Raw genomic sequence first — 26,063 nt, forward strand, 5'->3', positions numbered from 1 at the left:
GGAGACTACAATGGCTGACAATCGCTACTACGCCACCGGCAAACGCAAGACCTCCGTCGCCAGGTGTTGGCTGGTTCCCGGTGGTTCGGGCAAGATCGTCGTCAACAAAAACGACGTGGACAAGTACTTCTGCCGCGAGACCGACATCATGCTGCTGCGTCAGCCCCTGGTGCTGACCGAGACCGGCGCTCAGTTCGACGTCATGGCCACCGTGGTCGGCGGCGGCACCAGCGGCCAGGCCGGCGCGGTGCGTCACGGCATCGCCCGCGCGTTGCTGGAGTTCAACCCCGAGCTGCGCACGGCCCTCAAGCGGGCCGGGTTCCTCACCCGCGACCCCCGCAAGAAAGAGCGCAAGAAGTACGGCCAGAAGGGCGCGCGCGCCTCGTTCCAGTTCTCCAAGCGCTAAGTCGACACGGTCGAAAGTTCCTCGGGGCGGGCCGCTGGCGGCCTGCCCTGATTTTTTTTATGGAGGGGCCAAATGCATGGCGTGGCGATAGTTGGTGGTTCGGGTTACACCGGCGTGGAGTTGATGCGTCTGATCGACGCTCACCCGGATCTGCGGCTGATGGCGGTCAGCTCCAGGCAATACCTGGGCCGGCCGGTGGCCGATGTTTTCGGGGCGTTGCGCGGCCGGGTGGAGTTGAGCTTCAGCGCGCCCGACGCCCCGGAGTTGCTCGACGGCGTGGAACTCGTTTTCCTGGCCGTGCCCCACAAGGCGGCCATGGCCGCCGCGCCGGGTCTGTTGGCCGCCGGCCGCAAGGTCGTCGATCTCTCGGCCGATTTCCGCCTGCGCGACGCGGCGGTCTATGAAAAATGGTATGGCCCGCACACCTGCCAGGATCTGCTGGCCAAGGCCGTCTATGGCCTGCCCGAGTTTTATCGCCACCAGGTGCGGCGGGCCCAGTTGACGGCCAACCCCGGCTGCTACGTCACCAGCGTGCTCGTGCCGCTCGTGCCGCTGTTGCGGGCCGGCCTGGTCGACAGCCAGAGCCTGATCGCCGACAGCGCCTCGGGCGTTTCCGGGGCCGGTCGCGGGGCCAAGATGAACCTGATTCATGGCGAGGTGCACGAGGACTTCAAGGCCTACGCCGTGGCCGGCCATCGCCACACGCCAGAGATGGAGCAGGAGCTTTCCCTGGCCGCCGGCCGCGAGGTGCGCCTGACCTTCACGCCGCACCTGCTGCCCATGGACCGGGGCATCCTCAGCACCATCTACGCCCGGCCCGTGGCCGGGGCCGGCGAGGAAGACGCGCGCCGTTGCTGGCAAGAGGCCTTTGCCGACGAGCCCTTCGTGCGGGTGCTGCCGGCCGGGGTTTTGCCCCAGACCAAGCACGTGCGCGGCGGCAACATGGTCGATATCGCCGTGGCCAGCGATCCGCGCAGCGGCCTGCTGAAGATCTTTTCGGCCCTGGACAACCTGACCAAGGGCGCCAGCGGTCAGGCCGTGCAAAACGCCAACCTGATGCTGGGCCTGAACGAAACGACCGGCCTGCTGGGCCTGGCCACCACGCCCTAAGCCATGGGCGCGCCGTCTTTATGGAACCGCCTGGCCGGTGACTTGCCGCCCTTGCACGCGCCGTTTCTGCCGCCGGAGCAAGGGCCGCCGTCGCCGGGCCGGGCGCGCGCCATGGCCCTGGCCCTGGCCTACAACGGCGCGGGGTTCGCCGGCTGGCAGATCCAGGCCCGAGGCCGCACCATCCAGGGCCAGGTCGAGCGCGAGCTTTCGCGGCTGTGCGGCCACGCCGTGCGCCTCTGGGCCGCCGGCCGCACCGACGCCGGGGTTCACGCCTTTGGCCAGGTGGCCAGCTTTCAGACCGACAGCCGCCTGGAGGAAGGCCGTATGGCCCAGGCCCTGGCGGCGATGCTGCCGCCCGATATCTGGCTGCGCCGCCTGGGCCGCGCGCCCGAGGGCTTTCACGCCCGCTTCGACGCCGCGGGCAAGACCTACGAATATTATCTGTGGCCCAAGGCTCGGCCGGGCGTGTTTCTCGACGGCCTGTGCTGGCCGTTGGCCTGCGATCTGGACATGGAGGCCATGGCGCGGGGGGCGGCGTTTTTGCTGGGCGAGGTGGACCTGGCCGCCTTTGCCGCCCACTCCAGCGAGGTGGAAGGCCCCACCGTGCGACGGATCAGCGAGGCCACGGTGACGCCGGCCGAGGGCGGCATGATTCTGGTGCGCCTGAGCGGCAGCGGATTTTTGCGCCACGTGGTGCGCAACGTGGTGGGGACGTTGACGCAGATCGGCCAGCATCGCCTGGAGCCGGAGGCCGTGGGCCGCATGCTGGCCGCCGGCCGGCGCATATACCCAGGCCCCAAGGCCCCGCCGGGCGGGCTCTATCTGGGCCAGATTTATTATTGACCCTCGGCGTCCTCGACGGCCTTTTTGACGCCGGCGTAGATCTGGGCGAAGGTCTCGCCAAAGCTGGCCATGGTCAACCGGCCGGTCTCGATGAACTTGACGGCGATTTCCTTGCTGGCCTTGAGGTAGGCCTCTTGGCGGTTGCTGAGCTTGTCGGTGGTCTGGCGATCGTCGGTCATGGAGGCTCCGTGAGGCGAAGGCTGCCCGGGCGCGCCCGCCGCGTAAGGAAGAAGGCGCTCTTCACTTAATTGTCCCCAAGGTTTCACGGCGGGGGCCCGGCCCGAAAATGAACCGATAAAGCCCATCCCCGGCCCCGACACTCTACCAAATGGCGCGGCGAGGCGCAATGGTCGGCCGAGGTGGCGCGGCGGCGGGTGGCCGTGTTATGTTTCTGGCATGGTCGAACAAAGCCAAATCAGGCCGGTGCGCCTTTTGCCCGACGAGGTGGCCAACCAGATCGCCGCCGGCGAGGTGGTGGAGCGGCCGGCCTCGGTGCTCAAGGAGTTGGTGGAAAACGCCCTCGACGCCGGCGCGCGGCGGGTGCAGATCGACGTGGAGGCGGCCGGCCGGGGGTTGATCCGCGTGGCCGACGATGGCCACGGCATGAGCGCCGACGACCTGCTGCTGGCTGTCGAGCGCCACGCCACCAGCAAGCTCGGCCAGGCCGACGACCTGATCGGCGTGCGCACGCTGGGCTTTCGCGGCGAGGCTTTGCCCTCGATCGCTTCCGTCAGCCGCCTGCGCATCACCACCCGCCAGGCCGCCGACGAAGTGGGGGCGCTGTTGGTCATCGAGGGCGGGGTGATCCGCCAAAGCGGCCAGATCGGCTGCCGCGTGGGCTCCACCGTCGAGGCCCGCGACCTGTTTTTCAACATCCCGGCCCGGCGCAAGTTCCTGCGCGGCCAGATCACCGAGGCCGGGCATCTTTCCGCCGCCCTGACCCGCCTGGCCCTGGGCTGGCCCGGCGTGGCCTTCCGCTACGCCGTGGGCGGCAAGGCCCTGCACGACCTGCCTGCCACCGATGACCTGACCGGCCGCGTGGCCGGCCTGCTGGGCCGCGAGGCGGCGGCGCACATGGTCGGGCTGGATCAACGCGTGGGGCCCATCCGCCTGTGGGGCCTGGCCGCCACGCCGGCCCACAGCCGCAGCGCCGCCGATCAGGTCTTTGTTTTCGTCAACGGCCGCTTTGTGCGCGACAAGATTTTGCTGCACGCCGTGGGCCAGGCCTATCACGGCCTGCTGCCGGCCGAGCGCCGGCCGGTGGCCGTGTTGCATCTGGAACTGGACCCGGAGTTGGTCGACGTCAACGTCCACCCGGCCAAGATCGAGGTGCGCTTTCGCCAGCAGCGCGAGGTCCACGACGCGCTGGTTCTGGCCCTGCGCCGGGGCCTGGCCCAGGCCGCGCCGGCTCGTGGCGTTGCGCCGGCCTTTGGCGGCGACGCCTCTGCTCCCGCGCCGCTGGCCGTCGAGAAGGCGGCGTGGACGCCGGCCAGTCAAGAGGCTCCGCCGCCGGCCAGCACGCCCGCCTGGTCGCCCGCGCCGCGCGTCCCGCCGGCGGAGACGCCGCCGAGGCGGCCCTGGCTGGACGATCCGCCCGCGCCCCAACCCTGGGCCGGGCCCGCGCCCCGCCTCGAGCCGCTTTTCGGCCCGGCCGGCGAGCTTTCGCTGATCGGCCAACTGCACGGGCTATATATTCTGTGCTCCGCGCCCGATGGCCTGGTGATCATCGACCAGCACGCCGCCCACGAACGCCTGACCTTCGAGCGTCTGAAAGGCCAACTGGCCCGGGGCGCGGTGGCCAGCCAGGGTTTGTTGGCCCCGGTGGTGCTGGAGCTCAGTCCCCAAGAGGCGGCCTGGGCCGCCTTGCAAGCCCCGATCTGGGCCAGGCTGGGCCTGGAGATCGCGCCCTTTGGCGGCAACGCCTGGGCCGTGCGTTCGTTGCCGGCCCTGGCCGCCGGGGCCGATCCCGGCCGGTTGGCCCGCGACATGCTTTCGACCATGAGCGCCAGCGGCATGCCCGTGGACACGCCGGAGTTTCTGGAGGCGGCCCTGATCAGCCTGGCCTGCCACGGCTCGATCCGCCAGGGCCAGCAACTCAGCCGGCCCGAGATGGACGAACTCGTGCGCGCCTGCGCCCAACTGCCGCCGCCGGTGACCTGCCCCCACGGCCGGCCGGTGTTTCTGAGCCTGGGCCGCCGCGAATTGGCGCGCTGCTTCAAGCGCGGCTCGGAGCCCCGGTCGTGAGCGGTCGTCCGCCGCTGCTGGTCGTGGTGGGGCCCACCGCCGTGGGTAAGACCGGCCTGGCCATCGCCTTGGCCCAGGCTTTGGACGCCGAGATCGTCAGCGCCGACAGCGTGCAGGTCTACCGAGGCCTGGACGTGGGTTCGGCCAAGCCCACCGCCCGCGAACAAGCCCAGGCCCGGCATCATCTGCTCGACGTGGCCGATCCGGCCGAGCCCTTCAGCGCCGCCCGTTACGTGGAGTTGGCCGACCAGGCCATCGCCGACATCGCCAGCCGGGGCAAGCGCGCGCTGGTGGTGGGCGGCACGGGGCTCTACGTGCGGGCGCTGTTGCACGGCCTGGCCCCGGCCCCGCCGGCCGCGCCGGAACTGCGCGAGGAGCTGCGCGCCCAGTGGCAAGAGCTGGGGCCGTTGGCCATGCACCGGCGCTTGGCCGAACTGGACGCCCAGAGCGCCGCGCGCCTGCACCCCAACGACCGCCAGCGGGTGCTGCGCGCCCTGGAGGTCTGTCTGGGCAGCGGCCGGCCCATGAGCGCCTGGCAGGCCAGCCATCGTTTTGGCCAGCGGCGCTACGAGCATCTGACCCTGGGCCTGGATCGCCAGCGTCAGCAGCTCTACCAACGCATCGAGGAGCGCGGCCGCCAGATGTGGGCCGAGGGCCTGCTGGAAGAGGCCAGGGCCGCCCTGGCCGCCGGCGCGTCGCCCCAGGCCCATGGCCTGGACAGCCTGGGCTATCGCCAGGCCGTGGCGCTGATCCTGGGCCGCCTGACGCCGGAGCAGGCCGTGGCCGAGACGATCAAGCAGACCAAGGCCTACGCCAAGCGCCAACTGACTTGGTTTCGCGGCCTGGAGGGTATAAACTGGCTTTCCGCCGACGATTTGGTGGGGGCGCTGGCCCTGGCCAGGCGATTTTTCGGGTTGTGAGCATGGGGCTCGTGGGGCTGGCGGGCGCGCCGGCGGCCAAGGGCCGGGAGACGGAGCCGATGAAACTGACGCCGTGGATTTTGCTGATAATATTGCTGGTGGCGACCCCGGCGGCGTGGGCGGCCGAAGGGCCGGTGGTGGCCATGGGCCGAGCGGCGGTGGCGGGCAACGAGTTGAAGGCCCGCGACCTGGCCGTGGAGGACGCCTTGCGTCAGGCCGTGGGCCAGAGCGCGGCCAAGCTGCTGGACCCGGCCACGTTGCGCGCGGGCTTGCAGGTTCTGGACCAGAAAGTGCTCGCCAAGGCCAAGCAATACGTCGGCAGTTTCACGCTGGAGGCCAGCTCCATCAGCGATGGCCAGATGCTGGTGCTGGTTTCGGCCAACGTGGACGCCCGCGCCCTGGAGCAGGCCCTGGCCCTGGCCGGCATCCGCGTGCCCACGGGCAACCTGGGCCGGGTGCTGGTGCTGGTGGCCGAGGAAAACGCGCCGGGCCGGCCGCCGGTGTTTTGGTGGTCGGGCTATGGCCAGGACGACTGCGCGCCGCGGGTGGTGGCCAAGACCCTCAAGGCCATGGGCCTGGAGCTGGCCGACTGCGCGCCCCTGCGTCAGGGTCTGCCGCCCGAGCTGAAGGCGCTGGAGATCACCGACGAGCAGGCCCTGCAACTGGCCCGCCTGGCCGGGGCCGACATAGTTTTGCGTGGCGCGGCGCGGACCTATCCGCTGGTCAGCCGGCCGGGCCAAGCCGAGACGCCGCTTTTGGATGTCCAGGCCATTGAGGCGGCCAGCGGTCGGGTGCTGGCCAAGCAGAGCGCGCCGGGGCCCAAGTTCAGCCAGACGCCGGGCGTGGAAGGGGCTGAACAGAACGACGCGGCCCTGGCCCAGGCCGTGCGCGACCTGGTGGCCCAGGTCGTGGTGGCCCGGCCGATGTCGGCCCAGGATCAAGGCGTGCTGGAGATCGAACTGAGCGGCGTGGGTTCGCTGGGCCAGTTGATGCGTTTCGAGCAGGTGGTCTCATCGCTGACATCGATGGTCGACAGCCTGCGGCGGCAGTCGTTGGGCGGCGGCAAGGCGGTTTATCGCGTCGAGGCGCGGGTGAGCGCCTCGCGGCTGGCCGACGAAATATTGGTGCAGAATTACGGCGGATTTTTGGTCAACGTGCTGGAGGTCGCGCCGGGTCGCTTGCGCCTTGCGCTGCTGGCCAACCATTAGGTGACAAAAAGAGCGCAAACCGCCCACGCCAGGCCGGCAACGGCCTTGACACGGCCGCCGGCTGCTGGTACTAATTGGTTCGCTTTGGCACGTAGCTCAGGGGGAGAGCACTACCCTGACACGGTAGGGGTCCTGGGTTCAAATCCCAGCGTGCCAACCAACAAATCAAGCGTGATTATCATGGGTTGGCCGCTCGGTCCCCGGATCGGGGTCGGGTGGCTTTGTTTCAGGGGCTCTGGCCCGATGTCACCGCCTTGGCGGCCATGCCCTTGCGGTTGAGGCTTCCGGCGGCTTAAGATAGCTGGAGCCACCCCAGGTTGGTCGCAGCCACTGGCATGCGCTGACCGGGGCGTTGTTTGTTTTTTTGCTGGACCGGTGAATTTTGGCTGAACAGACGATAACAGTAGCGGAGCTGATCGCTCGGGCCGACCCCAAGGCCGCGCGCCAGGCCTTGGCCGCGGAGGTTGACGGTCGTTTGGTCGATCTGTCGGCCGAGGTTTCGGCCGACGCCCAGGCGCGGCCGATCCTGCCCGGCGAGGCGGCTGCGCTGGATCTGCTGCGTCACTCCACGGCGCACATCATGGCCGAGGCCGTACGCGCGCTGTTCCCCGGAGTCAAGGTGGGCATCGGCCCGGCCATCGAAAACGGTTTTTATTACGATTTCGCCTATGAGCGGGCCTTTGCCATGGATGATCTGCCGGCCATCGAGGACAAGATGCGCCAGATCATCAAGGCCAACACGCCCTTTGTGCGTTGCGAGGCCCCCCGCGAGGAAATCCGCCGGCTTTTCGCCGACCAGGGCGAGCAGTTCAAGGTCGAGCTGATCGACGACCTGCACGATCAGGTTGTCAGCACCTACGGCCAGGGTTCGTTCGTCGACCTGTGCCGCGGGCCGCACATCCCCAGCACCGGCCGGGTGGGGGCCTTCAAGCTGCTGAGCGTGGCCGGGGCCTATTGGCGCGGCGACGAAAAGCGGCCCATGCTCAGCCGCATCTACGGCACGGCGTTTTTCGACAAAAACGAGTTGAAGCAATACCTGCACATGCTCGAGGAGGCCAAGAAGCGCGACCATCGCAAGCTGGGCAAGGAGCTGGATTTGTTCAGCTTCCACGAAGAGATCGGCCCGGGCATGGTGGTGTGGCACAATCGGGGAATGATGCTGCGGATGGTGCTGGAGGATTTCGAGCGCCGCGAGCATCTGCGGCGCGGCTACCAGATCGTCCAGGGGCCGCAGTTGCTCAAGCGCGAGCTGTGGGAGCGTTCGGGCCACTACGACAACTACCGTGAAAACATGTACTTCACGGAGGTTGACGGCACGGCCTACGGCGTCAAGCCCATGAACTGCCTCGCGCACATGCTGATTTATAAAAGCAAGATGCACTCCTACCGCGACCTGCCCATTCGCATGTTCGAGCTGGGCACGGTGCATCGCCACGAAAAGTCCGGCGTTTTGGGCGGGCTGACCCGTGTGCGGGCCTTCACCCAGGACGACGCCCATATCCTCTGTCGGCCCGATCAGCTCGAAGGCGAGATCATGGGCGTGATGGACTTCGTCGGCGAGGTGATGGCCATCTTCGGCTTTGATTACGGCATGGAGCTTTCCACGCGGCCGGACAAGTCCATCGGCAGCGACGAGGACTGGGAGCGGGCCACCAACGCCCTACGCAAGGCCCTGGAGGCCTCTGGCCGGCCCTACGAGATCAACGAGGGCGACGGCGCGTTTTATGGGCCCAAGATCGACTTCAAGCTCAAGGACGCCCTGGGCCGCCAGTGGCAATGCGCCACCATTCAGTGTGACTTCACCTTGCCCGAGCGTTTCGACCTGACCTACATCGCCCCCGACGACAGCCGGCAGCGTCCGGTGATGATCCACCGGGTGATTCTGGGCTCGCTGGAGCGTTTCATCGGCGTGTTGATCGAGCACTACGCCGGCCGGTTCCCCTTCTGGCTGGCCCCGGAGCAGGCGCGAGTGCTGACGGTCACCGAACGGGCCGACGATTGGGCCCGCGAGGTCTTCGCCGCGCTGAAAAACGCGGGTTATCGGGTGGAGATGGACCTGCGCAACGAAAAGCTGGGGGCCAAGGTGCGCGAGGCCCAGTTGCTGAAGGTGCCCTACATGCTGGTCATCGGCGACCGCGAGGTGGACGAGCGCCAGGTGGCGCCGCGCCTGCGCAGCGGCAAGAATCTGCCGCCGCTGGATTTGGCCGGGCTGTTGGCGCTGTTTGCCGAGCAGGCCAGGCCGGGGGCCGCGCCGCCCGAGGAATGATTGGTCCGCGCCGGCGACGAGGCCGGGGCGTGCAGTGAAATATCGAATAATAGCTGGAGGATGAGGCCATAGCCAAGGAACAGCGCGTGAGGGTCAACGAGAGCGTTCGGGCTCCGCAGGTCAGGCTGATTTCGGCCGACGGCGAGCAACTAGGCGTGGTCAGCGCCGATCAGGCTCTCAAAATCGCCCAGGAGGCGGGGCTCGATCTGGTGGAGGTGGCGCCCAACGCCGCACCGCCGGTCTGCCGGGTCATGGACTACGGCAAGTACAAGTACGAGCAGGCGAAAAAGCTCCAAGAGGCGAAAAAGAAGCAGGCCCAGACCCAGGTCAAGGAAGTCAAGATGCGCCCCAAGATCGACGAGAACGACTTCCAGGTCAAGATGCGCAACGTCCAGCGCTTCCTGGAGGAGCGCAACCGGGTCAAGGTGACGGTGCAGTTCCGGGGCCGCGAGATCGCCTACGCCGAGGCCGGCGAGCGGCTCTTGGCCCGGGTGGCCGAGACCGTCCAGGAAATGGCCAGCGTCGACGCGCCGCCCAGCCGCATGGGCCGGCTGATGCACATGATCCTGGCGCCCAAATAGGGGCTTTGCCCATCTCGAGATTTTTGACACCAACCCCCGGCCGCGCCGGAGGAGGAGCGATCATGCCTAAAATCAAGACGAACCGCGCCGCGGCCAAGCGCTTCCGCGTCACCGGCAGCGGTCGGATCAAACGCAGCAAGGCCAACAAGAGCCACATCCTGACCAAGAAAAACACCAAGCGCCTGCGCAACCTGCGCAAGAGCGACCTGGTCGACCGCAGCAACATGGCCGGCGTGCGCAGACTGCTGCCCAACCTCTAAGCGCCAAGGCTATCTGGAGATACGATCATGCCAAGAGCAAAACGCGGCTTCAAGGCGCGCCGCCGCCGCAACAAAATCATGAAGTTGGCCAAGGGCAACGTGGGCGGCCGCCGCAAGCTGTTCCGCACCGCCAAAGAGACCGTCCATCGCGGGCTGGTCTACGCCTATCGCGACCGCAAGGTGCGCAAGCGCGAGTTCCGCGGTCTGTGGATTGTGCGCATCAACGCGGCGGTGCGTGAGCACGGCCTGAATTATTCGCGCTTCATCTACGGCCTGGGCAAGGCCAACGTGGAGCTGGACCGCAAGGTTTTGGCCGACCTGGCCGTCAGCGACCCGGCCGGTTTCGCCGCGGTGGCCGCCCTGGCCAAGAGCGCCTGAGCCAAAACCCCACGGGGAGCCACATGTTCGACGAACTCAAGGCCCTGGGCGCGGAGGCCGTGCGGGCCATCGCCCAGGCCGCCGACGCCGCCGCCCTGGAGGCCTTGCGCACTTCGCTCATGGGGCGCAAGGGCTCCTTGACCCAGGCCCTGCGCAAGACCGGCGGTCTGCCGCCCGAGTTGCGGCCCCAGTTCGGCGCCCTGGTCAACCAGGTCAAGGCCCAGGTCGAGGCCGCCCTCGATGAGGCCAAGGACCGCCTGGGCCAGGGCGCGGCCGCCTCTGGCGGCGCGCTGGACTTGAGCCTGCCCGGCGCGCGCCAGCGGCGGGGGCGGCTGCACCCGGTCAGCCAGACCGAGCGCCTGATCCTCGAAGTGTTCGGCCGCATGGGCTTCGATGTCCGCGAGAGCCCCGAGGTCGAGACCGACTGGTACTGCTTCGAGGCGCTCAACATGCCGCCCGACCACCCCGCCCGCGATATGCAAGACACCTTCTATGTCGACCGGGGCGTGGTGCTGCGCACCCACACCAGCCCGGTGCAGATCCACGTCATGGAGACCACCCCGCCGCCGGTGCGCGTGGTGGCCCCGGGCAAGACCTATCGCCGCGACTCCGACGCCACCCACACGCCCATGTTCCACCAGGTCGAGGGCCTGCTGGTCGACAAGGGCGTCTCGCTGGCCCATCTGAAGGGCGTGCTCACCGAGTTTTTGCACCAGATCTTCGATGCCGACGCGCCCGTGCGCTTCCGGCCCAGCTTTTTCCCTTTCACCGAGCCCAGCGCCGAGGTCGACATCGGCTGCGTGGTCTGCGGGGGCAAGGGCTGCCGGGTCTGTTCGCACACGGGCTGGCTGGAGATCATGGGCTGCGGCATGGTCGACCCCAACGTCTTCCGCAACGTCGGCTACGACCCGGACGAGGTCTCGGGCTTCGCCTTTGGCATGGGCGTGGAGCGCATCGCCATGCTGCGCCTGGGCATCGACGATCTGCGCATGTTCTACGAAAACGATCTTCGCTTCCTGCGCCAGTTCTAGAGGGGTTTGCTTATGCTGGTTCCACTGAAGTGGCTGCGCCAGTTTGTCGACTACAATGTCGCCGACCAGGATCTGGCCGATCTGCTTAGCCTTTCCGGCCTGGAGGTCGAGGGGCTGCAACGGCGGCATCAGGGCCTGGAACTGGTGCTGGCGGCCAAGGTTCTGCGTGTCGAGCCCCATCCCAACGCCGATCGCCTGCATCTGGTAACGGTCGATGATGGCCGGGCCGAGCATGTGGTGGTCTGTGGCGCGCCGGGCGTGGCCCCGGGGCAGATCGTGCCGCTGGCCCTGGAGGGCGCGGTGCTGGGCGAACTGACCATCAAGCGGGCCAGGATTCGCGGCGTGGAGAGCCGGGGCATGCTCTGCTCCGAGCGCGACCTGGGCCTGAGTGACGACCACGGCGGGCTGCTGAACCTGGATCCGACCACCCCCTTGGGCGCGCCCCTGACCGAGGCCTTGGGCCTGGAGACGGCGGTGATGGAGATCTCCATCACGCCCAACCGTGGCGACGCCTTGGGCGTTCTGGGCGTGGCCCGCGAGGTCGGGGCGCTGTTGAATCTGCCGGTGCGCGACATCGACTGCGCGCCCCCGGAGGACGACCAGCCCGTGGCCGCCCTGGCCAGCGTGGAGATTCAGGCCCCCGACGCCTGCCGCCGCTACGTGGCCCGCATGGTGCGTGGCGCGGTCGTGGGCCCCTCGCCGCTGTGGCTGCGCGACCGCCTGGCCGCCTGCGGCGTGCGGCCCATCAACAACCTCGTCGACGTGACCAACTACGTGATGATGGAGCGCGGCCAGCCCCTGCACGCCTTTGACCACGCCCGCCTGGCCGGCGGGCGCATCGTGGTGCGCCGGGCCGTTGCCGACGAGCCCTTCACCACCCTCGACGGCCAGCAGCGCAAGCTGCAAGAGGGCATGCTGCTGATCTGCGACGCCGAAAAGCCCGTGGCCCTGGCCGGCGTGATGGGCGGGCAAAACAGCGAGATCGAGGCCCACACCAGCGACGTGCTCATCGAGAGCGCCTTTTTCGAGCCCGGCGGCATCCGTCGCACGGCCAAGGCCCTGGGCATGGGTAGCGAGTCATCCTACCGTTTCGAGCGGGGCGTCGATCTGGAAGGCTGCGCCAAGGCCGCCGACCGGGCGGCCCAACTCATGGCGATGCTGTCCGGCGGGCGGGTCTGCGCCGGCCGCGTTGACGCCTATCCCCGGCCTTATCAGGCCCCGGCCATCGCCGTCAGCGCCGCGCGGACCTCGGCCCTGCTGGGCCTGCCCCTGGACGTGGCGGCGATCAAGCGGCCTTTGGAGGCCCTGGGCCTGAGCGTGGAGGCCGTCGGCGACGACAGCCTGACCGCCTGGCCGCCGGCGGCGCGCACCGACCTGGAGCGGCCGGTGGACCTGATCGAGGAAGTGGCGCGGATCATCGGCTACGACAAAATCCCCGTCAGCACGCCCTGCGGCGTCATCGGCGGCAAGCCGCGGGCCAGGGAGCAACTCGTCCGTGAACGCCTGCGCGATCTCATGACCGCCCAGGGCTTCGACGAGGCCATCAATTATTCCTTTGGCCACCCCGATTGGCCCGACAAACTGCGCCTGGCCGCCGACGATCCCCGGCGCGGCGCGGTGGCCATGCAAAACCCCCTGGCCGAGGATCAGTCGGCCCTGCGCACCAGCCTGCTGCCCGGCTTGCTGGGCTGCGTGCGGCGCAACCTGGGCCACCGCGTGGCCGACGTGGCCCTGTTCGAGGTGGGCAAGACCTTCATCGCCCGTCCCGACAATCCCCAGCCCCACGAGTCCATGCGCCTTGGCGCGGTGCTCTGCGGCCTGGCCCAGCCGGTTTCGTGGTTCGCCGGCGAGGCCGAAGTGAGCTTCGCCCACATCCGTGGCGCGGTGGAATACCTGGCCGAGGCCATGGGCCTGGCTGATCCGCGCTTGGCCCAGGAAGGCCCGCGGCCGCCCTATCTGGAGGCCGGCCAGTGGCTGGCGGTGTTGGTGGGCCAACGGCGGCTGGGCGAGATCGGCCTGGTCGCGGCCCAGGTCGCCGCCGACTTCGAAGTCAAAAAACCGGTCTACTACCTGGACCTGGACGTGGATTTGCTGGTACAACTAACTCCAGAGCGCGGTCAATTCCGCCATCTGCCCCGCTTCCCCGAGGTCATGCGCGACGTGGCCCTGGTGGTCGACGAGGCGGTGGCCGCGGGCGAGGTGTTGGCCGAGGCCAGGGCCTGGGGCGGCAAACTGCTGCGCGAGGCGCGCCTGTTCGACGTCTACAAGGGCAAGCCTCTGGATAAGCGGCAAAAATCCCTGGGCCTGCGCCTGACCTACCGCGCCGACGACCGCACGCTGACCGAAGAAGAAATAGTGCCCGATTTCGAGGCCATGGTGGGCAGGCTCGTGGAGCGCTTCAAGGCGGCCCTGCGCGCCTAGGCGATATTATTTCCGGGAAGGGGCGCGATTATGGCCAAGGGCGACATCCCGGACAAGCCCTATTATCGCATCGGCGAGATCGCCCGCATCCTGGGCATCGAGACCCACGTGCTGCGTTACTGGGAGAGCGAGTTTCCCCAGCTAAGGCCCGTGCGCGCCGCCAGCAAGCAGCGGCTCTACCGCCGCGAAGACCTGGGCACGCTCTTTTGCATCAAAGGCCTCCTGCACGATCAACGCTACACCATCGCCGGCGCGCGCCAGCGCCTCGACGAACTGGCCGCCGCCGAACGCCAGACCCAGGCCACGCCCGCGCCGGAGCAACCCGCCCAGCCAACCGCCGAGGACGCCGCCGACGTGCGCGGCCAGGTGCTGGCTGAACTCAAAGACATCTTGAGACTGTTGTCCTAGGCTTCGCATGAAGCTCGCGTGGCCGGGGCTGGCCGTGCTTTGGGCGGCGTCAATCCGCTTTCGCGAGCATCGACGCCACGACCGCTCCCAGACCGGGCAGGTCGTGTCGGCAAATATCCCAAACGGTCGACTGGTTCACTCCCAGATAATCATGCGCCAACAGATTGCGGAATCCGCTAATGGCTCGCCAGGGAACATCTGGATATTTCGCTTTGAGCTCCTCTGGCAGCCGCTGGGTGGACTCGGCAAGCGTCTGCAAATTGCGAAGGACGGCGTCTTGCGTCTTGGTGTCCGACAAAAAGAACTCTTTTCCTGGGGCCGTGTACGCCTCCACCCCTTCGGATGCACTCTTGGATGTGCAGGATATAGAGCCTTGTGTCCTTCAAAGCGGGATCGCCTCCGCGATAATCCGGTCCTTGATGAGCCAGTGAAGCCCCTCTGGCTCCACCACATCCACCTGTCGGCCCAGCAGCTCTTCAAGATCGGCAATAAGGCCGCCGGGGAAAAAAGGAGAGCGTCGTTGGCCCGCCTCCACCAGGAAATCCACGTCACTTTGGGCTGACGCCCGTCCCCTGGCGAAGGATCCGAAAACTCGGATGCTGCGAACGCCATGCCGGGCGGCAATATCCAGAATCTCCGCCCGTTTGCTCAGCAACTGTTCGTCCATGGGTTTGGCCTGTCCAAACTTGGCTTTAAACATACTTATTTAATTTTAGCCATTGAACGGACCGCCTTGCAACGGCTTACCCCTTTGGTTGTCCTAAACCTTGCCGGCCGCGTCAAGGGGCTTGAGGGCGTAGAGGATCACCTCCACCGGACCGGCCTCGCCGTTGATGAGGCGGCGCGTGCCCTTGATGCGAAAGCGCTCCTTGGCCAGATTGAAAAAGGCCGGCACAAAGGGTCGCGCCTCGTGGCCGAGGAAGATCACGCCGTCGGGCGCGGTTACGCTGGCCAGGAAATCCACCAGAATGGGATAAATCTTGGGCTGATAGACGATCTCGGCGCCGTAGATCGTCCGAAAACGGCCCAGATCGGCCGGCGGGGCGGCCCAGTCCAGGGCCATCACCCGCGCCCGGCCCTCCAGGCCGTTGGCCTCAACCGCCGCCTGGGCAAACTCCAGGGCGTCGGGCTCCAGGTCGGTGATCAGCGCCTGGCGGCCCAGGGCCGCGGCCACCAGGCCCGGCAGGCCCAGGCCGGCCCCCAATTCCAGGATCGGACCGTCGTCGGTTGGCGGCGCCTTGGCCACCATGCTGGCCAGGACCATGGCCGCCGGCCAGAGGGTGGTCCAGAAGGGCAGGGTGTCGATTTCGTCGCCGCCGGCGGCCAGTCGTTGGTTGATGTAGGCCAGCGGGTCGCGGTGTTCGGGCAGGATCAGGCTGACCTCGCCGATGCTCACCGGGTTCCAGACCAAATCAAAACGCTGTTCTATCCTCTGCCTGGCCCCGGCCGAGCCGGGAGCGGCGTTGTGTTCGTTTGTCATGATGTTTTTGTGGCGTCCGTGTCGGTGAGGGGTGTTTGGTTCCGCCGCACCAGCTCCAGCAGGCTGACGCGCCCCAGGGCCTCGGCCTGGGTGTTTTCCATCTGGCCCAGCAGCCGGGCCATGGCTTGGTCGTTCAGGCAGGCCGACGCCCCCTGGCGCGGGCCCGCGCCCACGGCCTGGACCAACTCCAAGGCGCTGATGTTGCTCAGGTCACGCAGCGGCATGACCAAGCCGTCCTGATCGGGCGGGGCGATCAGCCCGGCCTGGCTCAGGCGCTGGGCGGCGGCGGCGGCCTGGTCCGGGGCCACGCCCAGCAGGGCGGCCAGGCGGACAAGGGGCAGGGGCTTCAGGCCCTGATGAAAACGATGGGCCACGATCATCATCAGATCCAGGCCCAGGGTCTGGCGTCTGGCCGGCGACAGCGGCGGCAGCAGGGCCCGGGGCAGCATGTCGTTGCGGCAGAGGTAGTCGGCGTGGGCCAGCTCCGCGCCGTAGAGCACCACCGTCCAGCTCACCTGCAACCAGACCAAAAACAGCGGCAACGTGGCGAAACCGCCGTATATGGCGTTGTAGCGGGCCACGCCGATCTGAAACTGCAGATAGGCGTGTTGCACGCCCCACCACAGCCCGGCCGTGACCACCCCGGCGATGACCGCCGAGACGAAAGGCACCCTGGTGTTGGGCAAAAACATGTACATGAACACGAAGGCCACGGCCAGCATCAGCACCGGGCCCAGTTGCAGGCCCATGGCCGCCACCTCGCCGATGAGGGCCTGGCCCATCAGCCACTGGACGAAACCGTGGGCGGCCATGCCGGCCCAGATGCCCGTGCCGGCCACGATCAAAAGCGGGCAGATGATCAGCACCGAGAGGTAGTCGGTGAACTTGCGGAACAGCGAGCGGGTCTCCTTGACCTCCCAGATGCGGTTGAAGGCGTCCTCGGCGTTGGAAAGGGCCAGCACCAGCGAGACGATCAGCGCGGCCAGGCCCATCACGCCCAGGGCGCCCATGTTGGTGCGCTCGACGTATTGCAGGATGTATTCCATCACCTGGTGCTGGCTGGCGGTGAACTCGTTGAACAGCGCCGCGCGCATGGCGTCGGCAAAGCCCAGGCCCTTGGCCAGCGAAAAGCTGATGGCCAGGGCCGGCACCAGGCCCAGCAGGGTAATGAAGGTCAAGGCGCTGGCCTGGAAGGCCAGGCGGCGGCCGAAAAAGTTGCGCACCGACAGATAGGCCACCTGGAGGGCCAACAGCGCCGCCCGGCCCGGGCCGCCGGCGGGGCGATCGGGCCGCCAGAGCCAGCCCAGGGCGAGGCGGTCGAGTTTATCGAGCCAGTCCAGGTCTTGGGTCATGGGGCCACGGTCCTCCGTGGTTTTGCGTGTGAAGGGCTCAATCCACGTACAAGCTTACGTGGCCGAAGGCGTCCACGTCAACCAGGCCCTGGTCGGTGAGCTTCAAGTGGGGGATGACCTCCAGGGCGGCGAAGGACAGGGCCATGAACGGGTCGCGGAAGCGACAAACCTGGGCCGCGGCCATGTTGAGTTCGCTGATTTCGGCGGCCACGTCCTCGTAGGGCGCATCGCTCATCAGCCCGGCCAGGGGCAGGGCCAACGTGGCCAACACGCGGCCGCCCTTGGCCACGGCCAGGCCGCCGCCCATGGCGGCCACGGCGCGGGCCGCCGCCAGCATGGAGGGCCTGTCGGCGCCAACCAGCACCAGGTTGTGGCTGTCGTGGGCCACGCTGCTGGCCAGCGCGCCGTCGATGATCCCCAGGCCGCGCATCAGGCCCACGCCCCGGCGGCCGCTGGCCTTGTGGCGCTCGATGATGAAAAGCAGGGCCAGGTCGCGCTCGGGGTCGGCCACCAACTGGCCGTCGCGCTGGGGCGTGGCCACGACGTTTTCGTCGGTGAGGATCTGGTTGGCGATCAGGGCCATCGCCCTGGCCCGCTTGCCGCCGGCCGGGGCGCGCAGCAGGTCTTCGTTCAGCGCGGGCAGGCGCATGGTCTGGCGGGCGGCGTCGCTGAAGGGCGTCTGGCAGGGGTGCAGGCAGCGACCGTTTTCGGCCACCAGTTTGCCGGCGCGCCAGACCTTGGTCACCTGAAAATCGCGCAGATCCTGCAGGGCCACCATATCGGCCACGTAGCCGGGGGCGATGGCCCCGCGCCGGCTCAGGCCAAAGCGCCGCGCCGGGTTGAGGCTGACCAGCCTGATGGCCGTGGGCGCGTCCAGGCCGTTGTCCACGGCCAGGCGCAAAAGGTCGTCCAGGTGGCCGCGCTGGGCGATGGTGTCGGCCTGGCGGTCGTCGCAGACGAGCAGGCAGCGGCGCTCGGTCCGGGGCGTGACCAGGGGCAGGAGGTCGAGCATGTTGTGGGCGTGGGTGCCCTGGCGGATCATGATCCACATGCCCTTGGCCAGCTTTTCCTCGGCCTCGGCCAGGGATGTGCACTCGTGGTCGGAGTCGGCCCCGGCCAGCAGGTAGGCGTTGAGGCCCTTGCCGCCCAGCAGCGGCGCGTGGCCGTCGATGGGCCGGCCGCGAAAGGCCTCCAGCTTGGCCAGGATATCGGGAAAGCCGGCCACCGTGCCGGGAAAGTTCATCAACTCGGCCATGCCCAGCACCCGGGGGTGGCGGGCCAGCAACGACATCTCGGCCGCGCCCAGCACGGCCCCCGAGTCTTGCAGGGGGCTGGCCGGCACGCACGAGGAAGCGTTGAAGAAAAACGTGACCGGCAGATCCTCGGAGGCGTCGATCATGGCCGAAAAGCCCTCGACGCCCATGACGTTGGCGATCTCGTGGGGGTCGGCCACCACGGCCGAGGTGCCCAGCGGGCAGACGGCGCGGGCGAATTGGGCCGGGCTGAGGAACGATGATTCGACGTGCAAATGGCCGTCGATGAAGCCCGGCGACAGGTAGGCCCCGTCCAGGTCGATGCGCTCGATGCCCTCGTAGCCCTCGCCCAGGCCGACCACCACGCCGTCGTCGACGGCCACGGCGGTTTGCTCCACCTGGCCGCTGAAGACGTTGACCAGGCGGCAGTTTTCCAGCAGTAGCTGGGCCGGCCGGTCGCCCCTGGCGGCCTCGAGCAGATGGGCCATGCGCCCTTGCCAGTCGCTCATAGTGGTTTCTCCCGGCGGCGGGGCCGGCCGTGCGTGACGAAAAATCCTTTGGCCGCCCGGGGCGGTTGTGGCCAGGGGCGTGATACAATATCATGCAATGCCATGATCAAGCTTTTTTACAGAATAATGATCATTTGCGCAATAAGCGCTTTGTGTTGGCCGGGCCCCGGCCAAGCCCTGGAGCGGCCGGGCCTGGTGGGGAAGGCCCTGGAGGCCCCGCGCGCCATTGGCCAGGCCCTGGAAACGGCCGTGGGCGCGCGCGACGACCAGGGCGGCCCGCCGCTGATCACGGCGGTGGACCTGACCGGCGTGGACAACGCGCCCAAGGACACGTTGCTAGGCATGTTGGAGGCCGCGCCGCGCGTGGAGCCTGGCGCGGAAAAAGCCAAGCGTTACGACCCGTTGATGGCCCAGCGCGACATCAGGCGCATTCAGCGGGCCTACGAGGCCCATGGCTATTTCAACGTCCAGGTCAAGGCGCGTCTGGAGCCGGGGGCCTTGCCCGGCGTCACGCGGCTGATCTACGACGTCCACGAGAACTCTCCCGTTTTGATCGACAAGATTCTGCTGACCTTGCCCGACGAGCCGGCCCAGCGGCGTTGGTCGCGGCGCTTGGTCAGGGTCAGCGGCCTGAAAGCCGGCGAGCGCTTTTCCCTGGCCGCCTACGAAAAAGCCAAGGGGGCCATCAAGGCCTACTTGGCCGAACGGGCCCACCCCAAGGCCAAGGTGCGGGGTCAGGCGCGCATCTACCCCGAGGAGCTGCGGGCCGAGGTGGCGCTGGAAATCGACCCCGGGGCCCAATACTTTTTCGGCCCGCCGGTGGTGGTGGGCAACAAGCGCATGAGCGAGCGCTACATCCTCTCGCGGCTGAAGTTCACCCCCGGCCAGCCCTTCAAGGCCAGCGTCCTGGAGGCCAGCCAACAGGAGCTTTTGAACAGCGGTTTTTTTGATTCGGCCGTCCTCAGCCCGGATTACCTGGCCCCGATTCAGGGCAAGCGCCTGCCCATCCAGGTCGTCGTGGACGAACGACCGGCCCACGGCGTGCAACTGGGCCTGGGTTGGGGCACCGAGGAGGGCGCGCGCCTGCGCCTGGACCAGACCAACCGCAACATTCTGGGGCTCAACGAAGAGATCAGCTTTCGCGGCAAGATCAGCGAGATATACCAGGGCCTGGTGGCGGCCGTGCGTCTGCCCCAGACGCCCCTGGAACGCACCGAAACGCTGGTGCGCGTGGGCGTGGAGCAGCCCGACAACCAGGCCTACGAAAGCCGCAATCATTTTGCCATGCCGGTGCTGGAGACCCATCTGGACAAATACGCCAGGGCCTGGGTCGGCTATCTCTACGAACAATCGCGGATGGTCAACCTCAAGGCGGCCGTGCCCGACAAGGCGTTCGAAAATCAGACTTTTTTGATTTCTTCGGTCAAGGCTGGCGTCAATTTCGACAGCCGGGACTCCCCGCTCAACCCCACCAGGGGCTCGCAGATCGCCCTGGAGGTGGAGTGGGCCACCAACGGCCTGGGCTCGGAACTGAGCTTTGTCCGGCCGCAGATCGAGGCCTCGCAGATCTTTGGCCTGCCGGGCTGGCGCGGCTGGTACGTGGCCTTGCGGGCCAAGGCCGGTTTCACCATCGGCTACGGGGACGACCAGCGCATCCCGCTGATCCGGCGGTTTTTTCCCGGCGGGCCAGACAGCGTGCGCGGCTACCCCTACCAATGTCTGGGCCCGCTGGACTCGGCCGGCAAGCCCCTGGGCGGCGAGGCCATGATCGTCGGCAACGCCGAACTGCGCTTTCCGCTGTGGCGCGAACTGGGCGGGGTGATCTTCCTCGACGCCGGCAACGCCTATGAATCCATCGACACCGACATGGGCGCTCTACGCTATGCCGCCGGCCTGGGCCTGCGTTACAACACGCCGGTGGGCCCGGTGCGCGTGGACTGGGGCTATCAGCTAAACCCCGACCCCAACGCGCCCATCGACGACAACCAGTTCTATTTCAGCGTGGGGCAGGCCTTCTGATGACGCGCAAACTGCCAGGCATGGGGGTGCTGCTGAAAATCGCCGCCGGCGTGGCCCTTTTCGCGGCGCTGGCCATCGGCGGGCTGATCGCGGCCTTGCAGCATCCGGCGGTGGAGGGCTGGCTGCTGGCCCAGGCCAACCAGGCCCTGGCCCAGACCCTGGACGCCAGGGTGAGCGTGGCCAAGCTTTCGGGCAGCAAGCTTTTCGGCCTGCGCGGTCGGGGCGTGGAGTTTTGGCACGGCGGCCGGTTGATGGCCAGGGCCGACGACCTGCGCGTGCGCTATTCGCTTTTCGACCTGCTGGGCGGCGAGCGCGTCAAGCTCGATGGCGTCAAGATCGAGGGCCTGTGGGTCGACCTGGATGTGGTGATGGCCCTGGCCGACTACGCCGCCGGGCCGGATGACGATCCGGCGGCCGGGGCCGCGGGCGGCGCGGACGAGGCGGTCGTGGAGCTTTGGTTCCCGCGCATCGAGCTGCGCGGCGCGGCGGTGGAGGGCCGGGGGTGGATGGGCCCGGTGCGCTGGGCGCGGGCCATCGATCTGAAGGCCTCGCTGCGCCTGAGCGCCGCCGGCCGGCTGCGCATCGCCGCCAGCGTCGCCAAGGCGCGGGCGGCCATGGACGGCGTGGGCCAGGAACTGGAGGTCAGCGCCCAGGCCCTGCTGGACGGCGACGGCGTCACGGCCGAGGATCTGCGGGTGCGAGCCGGTCAGGCCACGGCCCAGGGCCGGGCCATGGTGAATTGGGGCGACAAGCTGCTGCTGGAAGGCGACCTGCGCCTCGACAACCTGTTGGCGGCCGGGCTGACCGGTCTGCAAAAGTTGCCGCCGGCGTTGGGCCAGGGCCTGGCGCTGAAGGTGGACGGCGGTTTGGACGGCCTGAACGTCGCGCTGGACAACCAGCCGCTACAGGCCCGGCTGCGGACGATTTTCAGCTACGAGGCCGGCGTGCTGGCCTTGCGCCAGATCGACCTGCAAGCGCCGTGGGGCCGGGCCGAGGGACGCTTGTCGCTGGGGCTGGAGCAGCCCGGCCTCTGGCGCGAGATCGACCTGCGCGTGAAAGATTTGCGCGCGCCGGCGCCGCTGGCCGGGCTGTTGCCGGCCGACCTGGGCCAGGCCAGGCTCAGCGGTCATCTGGCCCTGGGGCCCGAGGGCCAGGAACTGGCCTGGCGTTTGACGCTGAAAGACACCACGCTCTGGCCCTGGCTGAGCCTGACCAGCCTGACCGCCCAGGGCCTGATGGCCCCAGAGCCTGAGCTGCGCGCGCTGAAGGCCGAACTGGGCTGGGCCAGGGCCGAACTTGACGGCCGCGTGGGATTGGCTGGCGCCCAGGCCAGGCTGACGTTGGTCATCGACGACCTGGCTCGAGGCGCGGAGCTGGCCGCGCAAGCCGGCTGGAGCCCGCCCGCGCCGCTGGCCGGCCGGCTAACGGCCGATGTGGCCATCGACGGCCCCTGGAGCGCCCCCGACCTGGCGCTGACGGTCCAGGGCCATGAACTGGTTTTGCCCAACGTGGCGGCCCGGCGCGCCAGCCTGGAGGGCCATGTCAGCGGCTTGCTGGCCCCCACCGGCCGTCTGCGTCTGGAGGCCCAAGGCGTTCGCAGCGGCGAGGTGTCTTTTGACCGCCTCGACCTGGACTACGACCGCCAGGTCGCCACGGCCGGCCTGGATTTCGCCGCCCAAGGCCCAGATCTGCGGGCCCAGGGCCGCCTGAGCCACGCCGGCGGCGGCTGGCTGCCGACCAGCGGCGCGCTGGAGGAGCTTCGTCTCTGGGCCCTGGGCGGCGGGCCCTGGGAGTTGAGCCGGCCGGCCGGCTGGCGGCAAAAGGACGGGGCCTTCTGGCTGGAGCGCCTGGAGTTGGTCAGCCAGGGGCAGAAGGTCGCCGTCTGGGGCATGATCGACGCGGCCGGGCCGGTGGCGGCCAACCTGGCGGTGGAGAACCTGCGCCTGGCCACCCTGGACGCCGAGCTGCCCGGGGCCTTGGCCGTGGGCCAACTGCGCCTGGACGCCGCGCTGGGCGGCACGCTGGCCGCGCCGACGCTGCGCTTCGAGGGCCTATTGGACGAGGCCGCCGGCCCGGCCGCGCCCGAGCTGGACCTGGAGTTCGCGGGCGGCTACGAGGCCGGCCGGCTGGAGTTGGATGGATTGGTGCGGGCCAAGGGCCGGCCGACGCTTTCGCTGGCGGCCCGGCTGGGCCTGGCCCTCAGCCTGCGGCCGCCGGTTGTGGAGCCGACCGCGCCGGGCCTGGACTGCCGGCTGTGGGCCGACGACCAGGATTTGGCCTTGTTGGGGCCATATCTGCCCGGCGTGGGTGAATTGAGCGGGCGGCTCGACCTGGATTTGACCTGCCGCGGGCCGTGGGAGCGCCCGCGTCTGGACGGCCGAGCGGCCATCGACGACGGCCGGCTGGTGATCCTGGCCGGCGACCAGGCCATCGAGGGCCTGCGCGCCCGGCTAAGTCTGGATGACCACGAGCTGGTGGTCGAGGAAGTCAGCGCCAGGACCGACCCCGGCGCGCCGCCGTTGACCCTGCGCGGCCGGGTGAGTCTGCCCCTGGGCCGGGAGGACGGCCGCTGGGATCTGCGCCTGGCCGGCCGGGGCGTGGTCGTTGGCTTGGGCGATCTGGGCTGGGTGAGCACCGACGTGGACGTCGGTTTGGCCGGGCCCTGGGCAGCGGCCGCCTTGCAAGGCAAGATCAGCCCGCGCCGGGCCTTGGTGCGCTACAAGATGCTGCCGCCGGCGGGCATGAGCGAGATAGTCGTGCTGCGGCCGGGCCAGGAACCGCCGCCCATCGGCCGGGACCAGACCATCTGGCGGCCCGGCGGCCTGCTGGCCGGCTGGAGCATGGACGTGCTGGTTGACCTGTCGGAACGGCTGCGCGTGGAGATGGAGGAAGGCTGGCTGAGCGCCGTGGGCGGCCTGCGCCTGACCAAAGCCCCGGGTGGCCACATCGTTTATTCCGAAACCGTCACCATCGAAAACGGTCTGCTGGTCGTTTTTGGCCGGCGCATCAGCATCGACCGGGGCAAGATCGCCTTCGGCGGCAAGACCAGCCTGGACCCCAACCTGGACATCCAGGCCAGCCTGAACATGGGCTCCATCGCCGTGTTCGCCAACATCATGGGCGCGGTCAGCGAGCCCAGCGTGCACCTCAGCTCCCAGCCGCCGCTGAACCAGGCCGACCTGCTCAGCACCATCGTCTTTGGCCGGCCCTCGCGGGAACTCAGCGGCGCGCAGCAGGAATACCTCTCGGCCCAGGCCCTGGCCCTGCTGGGCCTCCGGGGCAGCCAGGAACTCAGGCGTTTCCTGGGCCCGGAACTGGCCCCCGACGTCGTCACCGTCCACGACAGCCGCCAGTTCGGCTCCTCGCTGGAGGCCGGCAAGTTCATCGGCGAGGACTTGTACCTGCGCTATCGCAAGAACCTGGGCGAGGACGGCGGCCAAAACGTGGGCGTGGAATATCGTTTCAGCCCGCATTTCTCGGTGGAAAGCCAAGTGGGCACCACCCGCGACACCGGCGTGGACGTGCTCACCAACTGGCAGTGGGGCGACTGAGGCGCGCCCGGCCGGCTCAGGGCAAGAACTTCATCAGCGTGGGCGAGACCTCCAGGGCCGAGCGCACCTCGGCCACGCCGGGCGTCTGGCGCGCCAGATTCAGGGCCCGACGCCTGTCCTCGGGCGAGGCCACGTAGCCGGCGATGGTCACCACGCCGTCTTCGCTGGTCACCTCCAGGGCGTGGACGTCGACCTCGGCGACCATCTGACGGCGGACCTTGGAGGCCATGACCATGTCGGCGATCAAGCGCCGGCTTTCGTCGGAGAGCTGGAACTCGGGGTGGGCGGCCAAGTCCAGCACGGTGGTGGCGGCCTGGTCCAGCGAGAGCCGGCCCATGTTGAGCACCATGTCGTAGCTCAGCGGCGAGGACCAATCGGCCCCGAAGACGTGGGCCAGGTAGGCCCGGCGCTGCTGATCGACCACCGTGGCCAGTTGGCGGGCGCGGTCCATCTCCAGGTTGTCGCGCTGGGCCAGGCGGCTGGCGCGCAGCTCCAACGGAGCCACGGTGCGCACCCTGAGCACCCCCGGCACCAGGCGCAAAAGCAGGTTGGCGCCCCGCCCCACCAGCACCACGTCGCCCTTTTGGGCGTATTGCAACACGACTGTCTCCAGGAAGGCCGCGAACACCCGCCGCCGGCGGATGCTCATGTCCAAAAGGGCCGGGCCCTGTTCGGCCAAAAGCTGATGCTCGTCCCTGGAGAGTTCGACCAGGCCCTCGACGGCCTCCATGAGCGTGCGGCGGTCGACGCACTCCAACCCGCCTTGCTGGCTGATGCACAGGGCCAGTTCGTCCCTTAGCGAGCCCATTTCCCCGGATACGGTGATGATGCTCATGAGCGGTCCTCCCTTTTCGCGGCATGGCTGAAGGGGCGGCGCGGTGATTTCCGACCGCCGCTGATTTCAGCTTAGCACGACCAAGGGGGTTGAACGCAATCGGGCCGAAGGGCTAATCGCGGTCACGCTGGTTGCCGGCGGCGGTTCAGGCGCGTGACGATCTTGCGGCCGAGCCTGATTCCCGGCTTTTCGATGAGTGCGACCAGCAGGGAACACAACGTGAACAAAACTATAAGCACTTGGATATCAAGGGGGATGAAGGGGATTCCCCAAGGGCCAATAGCATGTTTTATGATGCCGAAAAGCCACTTATGAAACAAGTAGACAGAATACGTTAAATCTGAAAGAAACAGGATGAATGGCGTGACTTTCAGATGCGAACGGAAGGCCCACATAATGATAAATAACAAAAAAGCCAAGGCTGAAAAATGGCTATTGATTAGACGCGGTTGATAGGTCGCCGTCTGCCAAAATAGATTGCCAAAAACCATGCAAACGAAGATTAATAGGAAGCTGAGCTTAACTTGACGTATTTCATAAAGATAGATCATCGATCCCAACAACAAAAAGGGCCCGTACATGGTTAGGTACGATTTGGTCCAGCCAACATGAGGAAACGGAGAGCAAAGAGCGCAAATGAAGATGGTCGCCACCATGACGCATGGTAGGATAATTTTACGTTGTTTTATTAAATTCAGGTACGATAAGGCGGCCATGAAAACATAAAATGTAATCTCGACGCGAAGGGTCCACTCGACTCCGCCCAGAGCGAGATTTGTTTGAAAAACATCGCCGATTAGCAGCAGGCGTGGGATCAAAACAGACAGCTTTGGCGCCTCTGCGCCATGATAAATGGAGAAGGCCCCCTCTGTCAGCACCGCGACAATAAACAGTGGATAGATTCTGAATACTCGTTTGATCAGGAACTCGCCAGAAGTTTCGCTTTGTGTACAGATATAGTATTTACCTGACACTGCCGCCCCTGGCG

General features: G+C 67.7%; 23 protein-coding genes and 1 tRNA gene. 16 read left to right on the forward strand and 8 right to left on the reverse strand.

What is annotated here, in order from left to right; translation table 11 throughout:
- Window positions 1-10: 10 nt before the first annotated feature.
- From rpsI to truA, 3 genes are all read left to right on the forward strand, one after another.
- On the forward strand, window positions 11-406 hold the full coding sequence (gene rpsI, locus DEBA_RS04105; RefSeq protein WP_013257646.1) for a 30S ribosomal protein S9: 396 nt from the start codon (window positions 11-13) through the stop codon (window positions 404-406).
- A 72-nt stretch (window positions 407-478) separates the two neighbouring features.
- Entirely contained in the window at window positions 479-1,516 is a 1,038-nt protein-coding gene (argC, locus tag DEBA_RS04110; protein ID WP_013257647.1) for an N-acetyl-gamma-glutamyl-phosphate reductase, read from the forward strand.
- 42 nt (window positions 1,517-1,558) lie between these two features.
- Window positions 1,559-2,359 (forward strand): tRNA pseudouridine(38-40) synthase TruA, encoded by an 801-nt coding sequence (truA, locus tag DEBA_RS04115; RefSeq protein WP_187288586.1) that lies wholly within the window; start codon window positions 1,559-1,561, stop codon window positions 2,357-2,359.
- On the opposite strand, the gene DEBA_RS04120 is transcribed toward truA, so the two are convergent.
- The gene (locus DEBA_RS04120) at window positions 2,353-2,538 is read right to left on the reverse strand and encodes a hypothetical protein (RefSeq protein WP_013257649.1); all 186 of its coding nucleotides are present in this window, start codon (window positions 2,536-2,538) and stop codon (window positions 2,353-2,355) included. The genes truA and DEBA_RS04120 overlap by 7 nt on opposite strands.
- Window positions 2,539-2,755: 217 nt before the next feature.
- On the opposite strand from DEBA_RS04120, the gene mutL reads away from it, so the two are divergent.
- The 11 genes from mutL to DEBA_RS04175 all read left to right on the forward strand — a co-directional run bounded on the left by mutL (window position 2,756) and on the right by DEBA_RS04175 (window position 14,076).
- Complete coding sequence (mutL, locus tag DEBA_RS04125; protein WP_013257650.1) at window positions 2,756-4,603, forward strand: DNA mismatch repair endonuclease MutL; 1,848 nt, start codon at window positions 2,756-2,758, stop codon at window positions 4,601-4,603.
- Window positions 4,600-5,523: a tRNA (adenosine(37)-N6)-dimethylallyltransferase MiaA gene (miaA, locus tag DEBA_RS04130; protein ID WP_013257651.1), complete on the forward strand. Its 924-nt coding sequence runs from the start codon at window positions 4,600-4,602 to the stop codon at window positions 5,521-5,523. Before mutL ends, miaA begins: the two co-directional genes overlap by 4 nt.
- Window positions 5,524-5,582: 59 nt before the next feature.
- Entirely contained in the window at window positions 5,583-6,731 is a 1,149-nt protein-coding gene (locus DEBA_RS04135) for a flagellar assembly protein T N-terminal domain-containing protein (RefSeq protein WP_148227773.1), read from the forward strand.
- A gap of 85 nt (window positions 6,732-6,816) precedes the next feature.
- Window positions 6,817-6,891, forward strand: a tRNA-Val gene (locus DEBA_RS04140).
- A 222-nt stretch (window positions 6,892-7,113) separates the two neighbouring features.
- Window positions 7,114-8,997 (forward strand): threonine--tRNA ligase, encoded by a 1,884-nt coding sequence (thrS, locus tag DEBA_RS04145; protein WP_013257653.1) that lies wholly within the window; start codon window positions 7,114-7,116, stop codon window positions 8,995-8,997.
- 68 nt (window positions 8,998-9,065) lie between these two features.
- Complete coding sequence (gene infC, locus DEBA_RS04150) at window positions 9,066-9,578, forward strand: translation initiation factor IF-3 (protein ID WP_013257654.1); 513 nt, start codon at window positions 9,066-9,068, stop codon at window positions 9,576-9,578.
- Between the two features lie 62 nt (window positions 9,579-9,640).
- Entirely contained in the window at window positions 9,641-9,838 is a 198-nt protein-coding gene (rpmI, locus tag DEBA_RS04155) for a 50S ribosomal protein L35 (protein WP_013257655.1), read from the forward strand.
- 27 nt (window positions 9,839-9,865) lie between these two features.
- Window positions 9,866-10,216, forward strand: a complete 351-nt coding sequence (gene rplT, locus DEBA_RS04160) for a 50S ribosomal protein L20 (protein WP_013257656.1) — start codon at window positions 9,866-9,868, stop codon at window positions 10,214-10,216.
- 23 nt (window positions 10,217-10,239) lie between these two features.
- A complete protein-coding gene (pheS, locus tag DEBA_RS04165) occupies window positions 10,240-11,247 on the forward strand; it encodes a phenylalanine--tRNA ligase subunit alpha (RefSeq protein WP_013257657.1) in 1,008 nt (335 codons plus the stop codon).
- 12 nt (window positions 11,248-11,259) lie between these two features.
- The gene (gene pheT / locus DEBA_RS04170) at window positions 11,260-13,668 is read left to right on the forward strand and encodes a phenylalanine--tRNA ligase subunit beta (protein WP_013257658.1); all 2,409 of its coding nucleotides are present in this window, start codon (window positions 11,260-11,262) and stop codon (window positions 13,666-13,668) included.
- A gap of 30 nt (window positions 13,669-13,698) precedes the next feature.
- Window positions 13,699-14,076 (forward strand): MerR family transcriptional regulator, encoded by a 378-nt coding sequence (locus DEBA_RS04175; protein WP_013257659.1) that lies wholly within the window; start codon window positions 13,699-13,701, stop codon window positions 14,074-14,076.
- Window positions 14,077-14,125: 49 nt separating this feature from the next.
- Here DEBA_RS04175 and DEBA_RS04180 read toward each other — a convergent pair whose 3' ends face one another.
- From DEBA_RS04180 to ade, 5 genes are all read right to left on the reverse strand, one after another.
- Window positions 14,126-14,374 carry a HepT-like ribonuclease domain-containing protein gene (locus tag DEBA_RS04180; protein WP_245528524.1) on the reverse strand — a complete coding sequence of 83 codons (249 nt, stop codon included), beginning with the start codon at window positions 14,372-14,374 and terminating at the stop codon, window positions 14,126-14,128.
- Between the two features lie 84 nt (window positions 14,375-14,458).
- Window positions 14,459-14,743 (reverse strand): nucleotidyltransferase family protein, encoded by a 285-nt coding sequence (locus tag DEBA_RS04185; RefSeq protein WP_013257660.1) that lies wholly within the window; start codon window positions 14,741-14,743, stop codon window positions 14,459-14,461.
- A gap of 93 nt (window positions 14,744-14,836) precedes the next feature.
- Window positions 14,837-15,556, reverse strand: a complete 720-nt coding sequence (locus tag DEBA_RS04190) for a class I SAM-dependent methyltransferase (RefSeq protein ID WP_013257661.1) — start codon at window positions 15,554-15,556, stop codon at window positions 14,837-14,839.
- The gene (locus DEBA_RS04195) at window positions 15,553-16,908 is read right to left on the reverse strand and encodes a YihY/virulence factor BrkB family protein (protein ID WP_013257662.1); all 1,356 of its coding nucleotides are present in this window, start codon (window positions 16,906-16,908) and stop codon (window positions 15,553-15,555) included. Before DEBA_RS04195 ends, DEBA_RS04190 begins: the two co-directional genes overlap by 4 nt.
- A 37-nt stretch (window positions 16,909-16,945) precedes the next feature.
- Window positions 16,946-18,670, reverse strand: coding sequence for an adenine deaminase (gene ade / locus DEBA_RS04200; protein WP_013257663.1), 1,725 nt, complete (start codon window positions 18,668-18,670; stop codon window positions 16,946-16,948).
- 150 nt (window positions 18,671-18,820) lie between these two features.
- Between ade and DEBA_RS18035 the strand changes: the two genes are divergently transcribed.
- Window positions 18,821-20,689 carry an autotransporter assembly complex protein TamA gene (locus DEBA_RS18035; protein WP_043813701.1) on the forward strand — a complete coding sequence of 623 codons (1,869 nt, stop codon included), beginning with the start codon at window positions 18,821-18,823 and terminating at the stop codon, window positions 20,687-20,689.
- Window positions 20,689-24,240, forward strand: coding sequence for a translocation/assembly module TamB domain-containing protein (locus DEBA_RS04210; RefSeq protein ID WP_013257665.1), 3,552 nt, complete (start codon window positions 20,689-20,691; stop codon window positions 24,238-24,240). The genes DEBA_RS18035 and DEBA_RS04210 overlap by 1 nt, the downstream gene beginning before the upstream one ends.
- A 16-nt stretch (window positions 24,241-24,256) precedes the next feature.
- Here the strand turns inward: DEBA_RS04210 and DEBA_RS04215 are convergent, their stop codons facing one another.
- The gene (locus tag DEBA_RS04215; RefSeq protein WP_013257666.1) at window positions 24,257-25,075 is read right to left on the reverse strand and encodes a cytidylate kinase family protein; all 819 of its coding nucleotides are present in this window, start codon (window positions 25,073-25,075) and stop codon (window positions 24,257-24,259) included.
- A gap of 122 nt (window positions 25,076-25,197) precedes the next feature.
- Window positions 25,198-26,049 carry an acyltransferase family protein gene (locus DEBA_RS04220; protein ID WP_013257667.1) on the reverse strand — a complete coding sequence of 284 codons (852 nt, stop codon included), beginning with the start codon at window positions 26,047-26,049 and terminating at the stop codon, window positions 25,198-25,200.
- Window positions 26,050-26,063: the final 14 nt, after the last annotated feature.

The organism is Desulfarculus baarsii DSM 2075 (assembly GCF_000143965.1).
GTDB lineage: Bacteria > Desulfobacterota > Desulfarculia > Desulfarculales > Desulfarculaceae > Desulfarculus > Desulfarculus baarsii.